Here is a 12,456-nt window from a genome sequence, read left to right as displayed (position 1 = left end):
CGTTAAGAATGAAGCCAGGCCGCCGGCTCCTTGGGGAGCGGGCGGCAGGTCGCTGGATCAGACTTCGTCGGGGCTGCGCAGGTTGGTTACTGCAATGCGCTGCTCACGACGCAGGTCTTTCTGGGCTGGCATCTCGGCACGGTAAATACCTTGATCACCAACAACCCAGGAAAGCGGGCGTCGTTCTTGGCCGATCGACTCCTGCAGCAGCATCAAGCCTTGCAGGAAAGCCTCAGGGCGTGGCGGGCAGCCAGGCACATAGACATCCACGGGGAGGAACTTGTCGACCCCCTGAACGACCGAGTAGATGTCGTACATGCCACCGGAGTTGGCACACGAACCCATGGAGATGACCCACTTCGGCTCGAGCATCTGCTCGTACAGGCGCTGAATGATCGGCGCCATCTTGATGAAGCAGGTACCGGCGATGACCATGAAGTCGGCCTGACGCGGCGAGGCCCGGATGACTTCGGCGCCGAAGCGGGCGATGTCGTGGGGCGCCGTGAAGGCCGTGGTCATTTCCACGTAGCAGCAGGACAGGCCGAAGTTGTACGGCCACAGGGAGTTCTTGCGACCCCAGTTGACCGCGCCACGCAGCACATCTTCGAGTTTCCCCATGTAGATGTTCTTGTGGACCTGGTCCTCTAGCAGCTGATCGGTGACGGTTTCCCGTTCACCGACCGGGTACTGCTCGTTGGGCGCATCCGGATCGATTCTGGTGAGATTGTATTGCATTGCCAAAGCCTCATTGTTTCAGCTTCGCTTGCCGCTTGCGGCGACCTTCGGGAGCCCAATCAAGTGCCCCGACGCGCCAAAGGTAGACAAGACCTGCCAACAGAATTGCTATGAAAACGAGCGCTTCGACGAACCCGGTCCAGCCGCTTTCGCGGACGGACACAGACCATGCAAAGAGAAAGAGGGCTTCGATATCGAAGATCACGAACAGCATCGCGACCAGATAGAATTTGGCGGACAGGCGCAGGCGGGCGCTGCCGACGGGCAGCATGCCGGATTCGAAGGGTTCGTTCTTGGCGCGGCCCCAGGCCTTGCTACCGAGCAGGCTGGACAGGCCGAGCATGAAGGCACACAGGCCGACGACACCCAAAAGGAAGATGGCAAAGCCCCAGTTGTGGGCGATGAGTCCTGCCGAATCGGACATGCTAGAGATCCTTATACAGAGACCCAGCTCTGCAGTCTGAAATAAGTAGAGCGGCGACTTGGTGTCGCACATGCAGTGACCAAATGTCGCAGCTGAATCAATCGCGCTGATTTTATGGGTAAACCCGGTGCAAGTAAAATTTCTGTGGCAAATTTATTCGTAGGATTAAGAACAAAACTCTTTCGTAACTGGCTGAAAGCCTTGAAATTCGGGCATTGCGTGCGCTTTTGTTAATTATGTTTCTTGCGCGGCGTAACGAATTCGTAAGTTCGTAATGATAATTAATCGCATTAAATTTGATGCGTTGAAATTCTCCTTTAGTGAGCCTTGCAAGTTCATCGGGCTGCAGCGCTACTTGCAAATGAGAAAAACTCTCGTTCTAGCAGCTTCCAAACCCTCGCGCACCGCTCTGGGTCAATACTTTATCGGTTGAGCCATTGTGGGCTGACGAAGTGATTGAGAGGGCATGGGGGTGGCGGGTGGCGGCTGCTACTGGGCTGCCCCAAGCATAGTCCGGATTCTGCGTTTTGCTTTTACCTGCCTTGGCGAAGGGGGTGGGGTTGGCAGGTGCTTGGCGTGAGGGGGTGGTGGCTATGAGATCGAGCGCCGCCCGCGCGGCGCTCGATCTCATAGGCGCTGAAAATATCGTGGCAAGCCCTTCTACAATAGAAAAGCCCGGGGTCCTCACGAACCCCGGGCCTCGCTTCACCAGCCCACTGCTATCAGTGGAACTGCTCTTCCTCGGTCGAACCAGTGAGTGCAGTCACCGACGAAGCCCCACCCTGAATCACGGTGGTCATGTCATCGAAGTAGCCAGTGCCCACTTCCTGCTGGTGCGCCACGAAGGTGTAGCCCTTGCTGGCATCGGCGAATTCCTGCTCCTGCAGCTTCACGTAGGCGGTCATGTCGTTGCGGGCGTAGTCGTGCGCCAGGTTGAACATGCCGTGCCACATGTTGTGGATGCCGGCCAGGGTGATGAACTGGTGCTTGTAGCCCATGGCCGACAGCTCGCGCTGGAACTTGGCAATGGTGGCGTCGTCCAGGTTCTTCTTCCAGTTGAAGGAAGGCGAGCAGTTGTACGACAGGATCTGGTCCGGGTACTCCTTCTTGATCGCTTCGGCGAAGCGGCGGGCTTCGTCCAGGTCTGGCTTGGCGGTTTCGCACCAGATCAGGTCGGCGTACGGAGCGTAGGCCAAGCCGCGGGAGATCGCCTGGTCGAGGCCGGCGCGCACCTTGTAGAAGCCTTCACGGGTACGCTCGCCGATCACGAACGGTTGGTCGTACGGGTCGCAGTCGCTGGTCAGCAGGTCGGCGGCGTTGGCGTCGGTGCGGGCCAGAATGATGGTCGGCACGCCCGAGACGTCTGCTGCCAGGCGTGCGGCAACCAGCTTCTGTACGGCTTCCTGGGTCGGTACCAGTACCTTGCCACCCATGTGGCCACATTTTTTAACCGAGGCCAGCTGGTCTTCGAAGTGCACGCCGGCGGCGCCCGCTTCAATCATGTTCTTCATCAGCTCGTAGGCGTTCAGCACGCCGCCGAAACCGGCTTCGGCGTCAGCCACGATGGGCGCAAAGTAGTCGATGTAACCGTCGTCGCCTGGGTTCTTGCCGGCTTTCCACTGGATCTGGTCAGCGCGGCGGAACGAGTTGTTGATGCGCTTGACCACGGTCGGTACCGAGTCGACCGGGTACAGCGACTGGTCGGGGTACATGGACTCGGCCGAGTTATTGTCGGCGGCAACCTGCCAGCCAGACAGATAGATGGCCTGGATGCCGGCCTTGACCTGCTGCACTGCCTGGCCGCCGGTCAGGGCGCCCATGCAGTTGACAAAATCTTTTTCTGGGCGGAAGGACGGGTGGGCACCTTGGGTGACCAGCTTCCACAGTTTTTCTGCGCCCTGGCGAGCCAGGGTGTGCTCCGGCTGCAGGGAGCCACGCAGGCGAACGACATCAGCGGCGGTGTAGGTACGGGTCACGCCTTTCCAGCGCGGGTTCTCGGCCCAGTCTTTCTCGAGGGCTGCAATTTGCTGTTCGCGTGTCAGTGCCATGGAAATAAACCTCGTCGCATCGATCTTGGGGTAATTGTGCTGATGCTCGGGTGCAGATCAGAGGCCTGACGGCTGTCCTGTCCGGGGGAGTGCGGCGGCGAACGCGAAGGCTCGAAGGGGAAGGAGGGGCAGGCCAGGCGAAGGTGTGCCCTGCAGGTCGGCTCGTGGTTGCCTTGCTGCGGTGCGACGCGATTGCCAGAACTGCGGTGATGCGCTTCCGTCCCTCGGGACAACTTCTTCGTTGCAGTCGCAATCCCGTCGAACCGCCTTGTGGGCCGTATAGACACGAGGCGCCTCCAGGGGTGGGAGGAGCACGCCTCGAAGGCCCTTGCCAGGGCCCCTGATTAGCGGGAGCGAGGCCATCATGCCCTTGGGAAAAAGTGCCTGTCAAATGTTTTGTAGTGACTTTTTTAGGTTACTACATCTTTGGTCTAATACGACTCGGCAGTCAGTTTCAAGGCCTTTGGTCGAGGCCTTGAATTGCCTGGGATCAGTCCAGAAGGTCGACTTTTACCCGTAAAGTCATGTTTTCGCCGCGCTGTGTGCTGTAGGTGTGGCTGGATGCGCTTCGATCGGCTTGGCTCTGCTGATTGAACCCCGCTAGGGTGATCCACTCGCCGAGCTTGCCGGTGACGGTCGTGTCGGTGCTTTGCACTTTCACTACATCGGCACGTTCCTGGCTGATACGGTCATTATTGGTGCTTATTTGCAGACGAACCGTCTCGCCGCTCAAGCTTGGGGTGACGTAGAAACCTTGGGTCACATTGCGGTATTCGGTGTTGCTCTGGATGCGCCCGTAACCGTCGGTGCTGGTACTGGTCACCGGTATGCTCTGGCCCACCTGGATCAGCGCCGCCTGGCCTTCGCTGGCCTGCACCTGTTGCAGGCCGCCTTCACGGTTGCTGGTGCCGTAGCGGATGACATGGGCGTTGCCGCGGTTGTCCTGGAAGTTGCTGTCGTTGTTGTCGACGCTGATCAGCAGGCGCTTGGGCGCGGTGTCCAGCTGTTGCAGCAGGCTGCGCAGGTCGTCGATGCGCTCGGGGCTGGCATTGACGATCAGCTTGTTCTCGAAGGCGCTGACGGTGCCGTCCTTGCCGATGAACGATTGCGCGGCGGGCAGCAACTCGGCACTGCTGCGGTACTGCAGCGGCATGACTTCGGTGGCGGCTTGAGCGCTCAGGCTCGCCGCCAGCAGCAGCGAGGCGAAAAAGGGGCGTAGCGGCATGTCCATGATCTCCGCAGGGGGAATCAACATGATGGCAAATTTGCTCAGGTTGTGCAGGCTGCACATCAACGACTGACATTGGGCTGCGGCTGAACCTTTGATTTGCCCCGGCAGTCGCAACCTCAGACGCCGCCGGGAGTGACCGCATGAAGCGCTGTGCCACGTTGTTGTTGTGCCTGTTCGCCAGCGTTGCCGGTGCGGCCGGCGACACGCTGCGCATCAAGCAACTTCAGCGTTGCGGTGACCTGCTCGATGCCAGGCGCCTGCAATGGTGCTTGCGCAGCGAAGGACTGGGGCCGCAGGTGCCTGCGGTCTGGCTCGGCGACGCGCAATTGGCGCAGGCCGATATCGAGCGGCAAGGCGATAACCTCAAGCTGACCTTGCACAGTACCGCCCAGCGCAGCGCGCCGCTGTGGATCGAGGCCGCTGGGCGCAAGAGCAACCCCGTCTGGCTCAGCCGCCAGGGCAGCCATGTGCTCGCCGCTGGCCCCGGGGAAGTGGCGAAGAACATGGATGGGCTGACCACGTACCTCGACCTGGTAAGCCTGTTGATCGAAGAAAAACACGACGGCCGCAAAGAAGCACAGCGTATCGCCGACAAGTTTGGCGCCAAGGTGGTCGGCGCCATCCCACCACTCAACGTCTATCAACTGCGCTTGCCGGTGCACGACCTGGTGCAGCGCGACGCGATGATCCTGCGCATGGGCAGTGAAGTCAGCGTCGATGCCGTGATTGTCGAAGAGTCCGCCCCCGAACGTGCAGAGGAAGGTGGCGGTCGCAGCCGCCAGGCCATGGACCAGGCAGACGAGTGGGCGGCCAACCGCTTCATGGATGCGCTGTATTTCTACCAGCGGCGCATCCCTGCTTCCAAGGTGGCGGTACAGAGCATTCGCGTCGGGGTGATCGAGCGCGATGTGGATTTCGACGCACCGGGATTCATCGGCTATCGCGGCGCCTGTGCGAAGGGCAATACCTGCCTGTATGGCCGGGATGGCAACCGTGCCGACAGCCACGGCAGCCATGTCGCCGGCATTCTCGCGGCTCAGGGTAAAGGCGTGGAAGGCGGGTTTCTGCCGGGGTTGGGCAAACCCAGCCCGGGCTTCGAGGTTATTGTCGAACGCAATTCGGATGCCGGTATCACCGCCAACATCGCGGCTTCGGTCAACCTTGTCGAAGACGGCGTGCGCGTTCTGAACTGGAGCTGGGGCATCCATCGGGTGGGCGCGAAAAATGTCGCGGGTGATGAAGTCGATTCGTTGGTCCGCTCGGGCCTGGCGATGAGCGGGTATGAGGAGCTGCTGGAAGAGTTCTTCCTCTGGTTGCGGGCCGAGCACCCAGACGTGGTGGTCATCAACTCGGCGGGCAACGGCGCCTCGTGGTCCGGCACTGACGAATACCGTTTGCCATCGTCGTTCATTACCGAGCAATTGCTGGTGGTGGGCGGCCACCAGCGCAGCGACAAGGCGGTGCCGGTCGAGGACCCGCAGCATGTGCGCAAGCGCCGCAGCTCGAACATCGACATGCGCGTCGATGTCAGCGCCGCGGCCTGCATCCGCCCCGCGGGTGCCAAGAGGCCACACTGTGGCACCTCGTATGCCACGCCGCTGGTGAGCGCGACGGTGGCGGCGATGTTGTCGATCAACCCGGCACTGACACCCGAGCAGGTCCGCATGTTGTTGCGGCGCAGTGCATTGACCTTGGGTACCGAGCAGGACTTCGAAGCCATGGATGCCGAGGACCTGACTGCGCCGATTTTGCCGTCTGAGCGGGGCGGCCGGCTGAACCACCCGGACCTGGGCCGCTCGGCGCGCCTGGACATGCAGCGTGCGCTGGACCTGGCGGTACAGAGCCTTGACCGGGTGCGTTGAGTGGTGGCCGCTGTTAGACAAATTCCGTAACATTGCGCCCCTTGCTTGCCAGCCCGTCCGCCTGGACCGCCTCACAGGAACGCCATGAAACCCGCCCGACTCCGCGCCGACGTGCTCGCCGGCCTCACCACTTCGTTCGCCTTGGTGCCCGAGTGCATCGCCTTTGCCCTGGTGGCGCACCTCAACCCGTTGATGGGCCTGTATGGCGCCTTCATCATCTGCACCCTGACCGCGCTGTTTGGCGGCCGCCCCGGCATGATCTCTGGCGCTGCCGGCTCGATGGCGGTGGTGATCGTCGCGCTGGTGGTGCAACACGGCGTGCAGTACTTGCTGGCCACGGTGCTGCTGGGCGGTTTGGTGATGATTCTGTTTGGCGTTCTGCGCCTGGGCAAACTGGTGCGCCTGGTGCCGTACCCGGTGATGCTCGGCTTCGTCAACGGCCTGGCGATCGTCATCGCCCTGGCCCAGCTGGAGCACTTCAAGCAGGGCGATCACTGGCTCAGTGGTGCACCGCTGTACCTGATGATCGGCCTGGTGGCGTTGACCATGCTGGTGGTCTACGTACTGCCGAAGCTGACCCGCGCCGTGCCGCCCGCGCTGGTGGCCATCCTTGGGGTAGGCCTGCTGGTGTACCTGCTCGGTTTACCGACCCGTACCCTCGGCGACATGGCGCATATCGCCGGCGGTTTGCCGGAACTGGCACTGCCGAGTGTGCCATGGAACCTTGAAACGCTTCAGATCATTGCCCCGTACGCAGTGCTGATGGCCATGGTCGGCTTGCTGGAAACCCTGTTGACACTCAACCTCACCGACGAGATCACCGAGAGCCGTGGCTTCCCGGACCGCGAGTGCGTGGCCCTGGGGGCGGCCAACATGGTCTCCGGGCTATGTGGCGGCATGGGCGGCTGCGCGATGATCGGGCAGACGGTGATCAACCTCAGCTCCAACGGCCGTGGTCGGCTGTCTGGGGTGGTCGCTGGGGTGATGATCTTGCTGTTCGTGCTGTTCCTGTCGCCGCTGATCGAGCGCATCCCGCTGGCGGCCCTGGTAGGGGTGATGTTCGTGGTTGCCCAGCAGACCTTTGCCTGGGCCTCGTTGCGCGTGTTGCACAAGGTGCCGGTCAGCGATGTGCTGGCGATCATTGCGGTGACCGTCGTCACGGTGTTCACCGACCTGGCCATGGCCGTGCTGTTCGGTATCGTCATCGCGGCGGTGAACTTTGCCTGGCAGCATGCCCGGGAGTTGTATGCCGATAGCCACGAGGACGGCGAGGGGGGCAAGCGCTACCAGGTGCATGGCACGCTGTTCTTTGCCTCGGTCACGCCGTTTCTCAATCAGTTCGATGCGGCGGGCGACCCGGCCAAGGTCACCCTGGATTGCCAGCACCTGAGCTTTGTCGACTACTCGGCAATTGCGGCGTTGAAGACCTTGCGCGAGCGCTATGCCAAGGCGGGCAAGCAGTTGCGGGTGGTGCACCTGTCCGAGCGCTGCAAGAAGCTGCTGAAACGGGCCGGCGAACAGCACTGAGCGTTGTCATGATCCGTGGTGGCAGCGGGCTCGCCCCGCGAATACCGGCGAAGCCGGTGCCAGGCAGCGGCAGTGTCTGGGCCGGCCTGTTCGCGGGGCAAGCCCGCTCCCACTGAGATCACGCCGGCTTTGGGCATCTGAGCAAGGCAGTTGCTGGCACTGGGCGCACGATCATTCGCCGCGGTTTTTCTTCACTATGCCGTCGGCGATGCTGGCCGGCGCCTCGGCATAGCGGGTGAACTCCATCGAATAGCTGGCCCGCCCCTGGGTCATCGAGCGCATCGACGTGGCATAGCCGAACATCTCACCCAGCGGCACCTCGGCACGAATCACCTTGCCGGCTGGCGTCTCGTCGCCATCCTGAATCATCCCGCGGCGTCGGCTCAGGTCGCCCATGATGTCGCCCTGGTATTCCTCCGGCGTCACCACCTCAACCTTCATGACCGGCTCCAGCAGCACCGCCCCGCCTTTTTGCGAGAGTTGCTTGGTGGCCATGGAGGCGGCGATCTTGTAGGCCATCTCGTTGGAGTCGACGTCGTGGTAGGAGCCGTCGAACACCGCCGCCTTCAGGCTGATCAGCGGATAACCGGCGAGCACGCCGTTCTTCATCTGCTCCTCGATGCCCTTCTGGATGGCCGGGATGTACTCGCGTGGCACCACGCCGCCGACGATCTCGTTGATAAACTCCAAGCCCTCCTGGCCTTCGTCGCCAGGGGCGAAGCGGATCCAGCAGTGGCCATACTGGCCGCGCCCGCCGGACTGGCGGACGAAGCGGCCTTCGATCTCGCAGGTGTTGCGGATCTTCTCGCGGTACGCCACCTGCGGCTTGCCGATGTTGGCCTCGACGTTGAACTCGCGGCGCATGCGGTCGACGATGATGTCCAGGTGCAACTCACCCATGCCAGAGATGATCGTCTGGCCGGTCTCTTCGTCGGTGCGTACCCGGAATGACGGGTCTTCCTGGGCCAGCTTGCCCAGGGCAACGCCCATTTTCTCCTGGTCGGCCTTGGTCTTGGGCTCTACCGCCACGGAGATGACCGGGTCGGGGAAGTCCATGCGTTCGAGGATGATCGGCTTGTCCATGTCACACAACGTGTCGCCGGTGGTCACGTCCTTCATGCCGATCAGCGCGGCGATGTCGCCGGCGCAGACGTCCTTGATCTCGGCGCGTTGGTTGGCATGCATCTGCACCATGCGGCCGATGCGCTCCTTCTTGCCCTTGACCGAATTGAGCACGGCATGGCCAGAACTGAGTACGCCGGAGTACACCCGGGCGAAGGTCAGGGTGCCGACGAACGGGTCGGTGGCAATCTTGAAGGCCAGGGCCGAGAACGGCTCGTTGTCGTCGGCGTGGCGTTCCAGGTGTTTTTCTTCATCGTCTGGGTCGGTGCCCTTGATGGCAGGGATCTCGGAGGGCGCGGGCAGGTAGTCGATCACCGCATCGAGCATCAGCGGCACGCCCTTGTTCTTGAACGAGGAGCCCAGAATCGTCGGCACGATCTGGTTGGCGATGGTGCGTTGACGCAAGGCGGCCTTGATCTCGTCGATGGTCAGTTCTTCGCCGTCGAGATATTTCTGGGTCAGTTCATCATTGGCATCGGCGGCCGCCTCGACCAGGTGTGCGCGCCATTCGTCGGCGAGCGGCCGAAGCTCGGCAGGGATCTCTTCTTCCCGATAGGTGGTGCCCTGGTCGGCGTCGTTCCAGTAGATGGCCTTCATCTTCACCAAGTCGATCTGGCCGATAAAGTGCTCTTCGCTGCCGATCGCCAGCTGGATCGGTACCGGATGATGCCCCAGGCGCTGGTCGATCTGCTTGACCACACGCAGGAAGTCGGCGCCCTGGCGGTCCATCTTGTTGATGTAGGCCAAGCGCGGCACATGGTACTTGTTGGCCTGGCGCCAGACGGTTTCCGATTGCGGTTCGACCCCGTCGGCACCGCTGAACACCACCACGGCGCCATCGAGCACGCGCAGCGAGCGCTCCACTTCAATGGTGAAGTCGACGTGGCCTGGGGTATCGATGATGTTGAAGCGGTACTTGTCGGCAAACTGCTTGGTCGAGCCTTGCCAGAAGGCTGTGGTCGCCGCCGAGGTGATGGTGATGCCGCGCTCCTGTTCCTGGGCCATCCAGTCCATGGTCGCGGCACCATCGTGCACCTCGCCCATCTTGTGGTTGACCCCGGTGTAGAACAGGATGCGTTCGGTGGTGGTGGTCTTGCCGGCATCCACGTGGGCGACGATGCCGATATTGCGATACAGCTCGATGGGCGTTGTACGGGCCATGGCGGACTACCTGCGGGGATGCGGATTCTCCCAAGGTAGCAGACCGGAAGAATCCTGCTTTACCGCCGGGCCGTCAGTCGGCCTGGGCTTGCAGCAGCCATTGGCCGTCCACTTCGCGGGCCAGGCCGCTGGCAGGCAACAGGGCCAGCAGGCGCTCGTGCAGGGCGGCGTCGGTAAAGGTCTTGAGCTTGGCCAGGTCCAGTGCGCCGACCAGGTTCAGGTCTTCCTTGTGGTACGACAGCCAGGCTTTTTTCAGCACCAGCAGCACGTCGCTGCCTGCGGTGGTGGCGAAGCGGCGGTTGAGCGCTCGGCCTTCGAGGGTGAAGTTGTGCTGATGGCTGTAGCTGTTCTGGTCGCCACCGTCACGGCAGCGGTGGCACTGGCACGGGCCTTCGGCGAACGCGTTGCGCAGGTAGTTGTTGAAGTCCACGACGGGCTTGAGGGACAGGCGTTTGTCGACCTCGAACAGGTCGGCGATCAGGGGTTCTTCGGCGCTCACTCGGGATCCTCGTGTGGTGTGGCGTGCATCGGCGGGCACCCTAACAGATCGGGGCATTCAGATCACCTGTTGGCGGCGGTGCGGCGATCCGAGTTGCCCGCGATCAGGCCAGTAGAGACAACAACGAAAGGCTGCCGTACTCTACGCGCCCACACGCCTACCTATCCTATTGAGGTAACCCGCTTGAGCAGCAAGTACCCGTACATCGCCACCGTGACCGTCAGCACCGAAGACCGTGGGGGCGATGTCGAGGCATCGGAGAACGCCAACATCCGTGTTGGCCTTGAAGCGGTGACTGAAACCCTGAAAAAGGTGCACTTCGTCGGCGCGCTCGCGGCCCCCGAAAAGCCCGCCACGCACATCTGCGTCACCCTGGAAAACGGCCTGACCTACTACGGCCCGATCGTCAACGGCCACGCCGAACTCGAAGGCGGCTGGATCGCCTTCGAGTCCGACATGCTCACCCCCGAAGAACTGGGCCTGTAACCCTCAGTTCAGCTCGGCCAGGCATTGCTCGAGGATATCCAGCCCTTCTTCGAGCACATTGGCTTCGATGGTCAGTGGTGCCAGCAGGCGAATGATGTGCCGCGCCTTGCCGCTGGGCATCAGCAGCAAACCCTTGGCCCGCGCCGCTTCCATCACCTTGGCCAGTTGCGCGGGGGCTGGGCTGCCGTCGGCATTGACGAACTCGATGCCGCGCATTGCACCGACGCCGGTCAGGCGGCCGATGAAGGGGTGCTGTTTTTTCCAGCGCTCCACGCGGCTGACGATGGCCTGCTCCTGGCGCTCGCCCCAGGTGGCGACGTTTTCGTCGGTCATCTGCGCCAAGCTTGCCAGCGCCGCCGCGCAGGCAATCGGGTTGCCCGAGTAAGTGCCGCCCAGGCCGCCCTTGGGCAGCGCCGCCATCAAGGGCTGACGCCCGACTACCGCACCCAGTGGCATGCCGCCAGCGATACTTTTGGCCAGCAGCAGCAGGTCTGGCTCGATACCCAGGCGAGGGAAGGCGAAACGCTGGCCGGTACGACCAAAGCCCGACTGGATCTCGTCGATGATGATCAAAATCCCGTGTTGGTCGCAGAAGCGGCGCAGTGCCTGGGCGAATGCCGGGTCGAGGGCGAGGAAGCCACCTTCGCCTTGCACCGGTTCAAGGATGAACGCTGCCACGTCTTCGACCGCCAGCTCGACGCTGAACAGCCGGTCCATGGCCTTGAGCGCCTGCTCGCAGGTGACGCCGGTGTCGGCGCTGGGGTAGGGCAGGTGGTAGACCGGGCCGGGTAGCTCGCCGACCCGTTGTTTGTAGGGGGCGACCTTGCCGTTGAGGTTCAGGGTGGCCAGGGTGCGGCCATGGAAACCCCCGTCGAAGGCAATGATGGCGCGCTTGCCGGTGGCACCGCGGGCTACTTTCAGGGCGTTTTCCGCCGCTTCCGCGCCGCTGTTGGTCAGCATGCCGGCCAGCGGGTAGCTGACGGGGACGAACTGGCTGAGGCGTTCCATCAGCTCAAGGTACGGGCCATGGGGCGCGGCGTTGAATGCATAGTGGGTCAGGCGGGTGGCCTGGGTTTGGATCGCCTCGACCACGGCAGGGTTGCAATGCCCCAGGTTGAGTACGCCGATGCCGCCGACGAAGTCGATATAACGTTTACCGTCGGTGTCCCAGACTTCCGCATTCTTGCCATGGGAAAGTGTGATGGGGTGAACGATGGCAATGGACTGGCTGATACTTTCCTGATTCATGGGGCACGCGGACCTTGTTCGAGTTTCTTATTATCCAAGCGTGCCGGCGGGTTATTCCGCAAACGAATTATTCGATTGCGGTCATTCCCTGGATTCATGATCTGGCCAGTTTT

Annotated in this window: 10 protein-coding genes; 3 read left to right on the top strand and 7 right to left on the bottom strand. The window is 62.2% G+C overall.

The features are described 5' to 3' along the window. Positions 1–57: 57 nt before the first annotated feature. From HU770_RS05585 to HU770_RS05570, 4 genes are all read right to left on the bottom strand, one after another. Entirely contained in the window at positions 58–735 is a 678-nt protein-coding gene (locus tag HU770_RS05585; RefSeq protein WP_012313769.1) for an NADH-quinone oxidoreductase subunit B, read from the bottom strand. A 10-nt stretch (positions 736–745) separates the two neighbouring features. Continuing rightward, the gene (locus HU770_RS05580; protein ID WP_003251427.1) at positions 746–1,159 is read right to left on the bottom strand and encodes an NADH-quinone oxidoreductase subunit A; all 414 of its coding nucleotides are present in this window, start codon (positions 1,157–1,159) and stop codon (positions 746–748) included. 722 nt (positions 1,160–1,881) lie between these two features. Further along, complete coding sequence (aceA, locus tag HU770_RS05575; protein ID WP_033699180.1) at positions 1,882–3,207, bottom strand: isocitrate lyase; 1,326 nt, start codon at positions 3,205–3,207, stop codon at positions 1,882–1,884. Between the two features lie 490 nt (positions 3,208–3,697). Then, positions 3,698–4,432, bottom strand: a complete 735-nt coding sequence (locus HU770_RS05570; protein WP_033700171.1) for a secretin N-terminal domain-containing protein — start codon at positions 4,430–4,432, stop codon at positions 3,698–3,700. Positions 4,433–4,578: 146 nt separating this feature from the next. On the opposite strand from HU770_RS05570, the gene HU770_RS05565 reads away from it, so the two are divergent. Together HU770_RS05565 and HU770_RS05560 are read left to right on the top strand one after the other, a co-directional pair. Continuing rightward, entirely contained in the window at positions 4,579–6,300 is a 1,722-nt protein-coding gene (locus HU770_RS05565; protein WP_186663234.1) for a S8/S53 family peptidase, read from the top strand. Positions 6,301–6,384: 84 nt separating this feature from the next. Then, on the top strand, positions 6,385–7,827 hold the full coding sequence (locus tag HU770_RS05560; protein WP_186663232.1) for a SulP family inorganic anion transporter: 1,443 nt from the start codon (positions 6,385–6,387) through the stop codon (positions 7,825–7,827). A gap of 171 nt (positions 7,828–7,998) precedes the next feature. Here HU770_RS05560 and fusA read toward each other — a convergent pair whose 3' ends face one another. Together fusA and HU770_RS05550 are read right to left on the bottom strand one after the other, a co-directional pair. Further along, entirely contained in the window at positions 7,999–10,110 is a 2,112-nt protein-coding gene (gene fusA / locus HU770_RS05555; RefSeq protein WP_033699174.1) for an elongation factor G, read from the bottom strand. 73 nt (positions 10,111–10,183) lie between these two features. Further along, positions 10,184–10,609: a hypothetical protein gene (locus tag HU770_RS05550; RefSeq protein ID WP_033699172.1), complete on the bottom strand. Its 426-nt coding sequence runs from the start codon at positions 10,607–10,609 to the stop codon at positions 10,184–10,186. A gap of 183 nt (positions 10,610–10,792) precedes the next feature. On the opposite strand from HU770_RS05550, the gene HU770_RS05545 reads away from it, so the two are divergent. Then, positions 10,793–11,095 (top strand): hypothetical protein, encoded by a 303-nt coding sequence (locus tag HU770_RS05545; protein WP_033699169.1) that lies wholly within the window; start codon positions 10,793–10,795, stop codon positions 11,093–11,095. 3 nt (positions 11,096–11,098) lie between these two features. Here HU770_RS05545 and HU770_RS05540 read toward each other — a convergent pair whose 3' ends face one another. Beyond that, positions 11,099–12,343: an aspartate aminotransferase family protein gene (locus HU770_RS05540; RefSeq protein WP_047581219.1), complete on the bottom strand. Its 1,245-nt coding sequence runs from the start codon at positions 12,341–12,343 to the stop codon at positions 11,099–11,101. Positions 12,344–12,456 lie beyond the last annotated feature (113 nt).

Source organism: Pseudomonas sp. SWRI68 (genome assembly GCF_014269165.1).
GTDB lineage: Bacteria > Pseudomonadota > Gammaproteobacteria > Pseudomonadales > Pseudomonadaceae > Aquipseudomonas > Aquipseudomonas capeferrum.
Note: the sequence above shows the minus strand (reverse complement) of the source record. Positions and strands in the feature narration are given on the sequence as shown.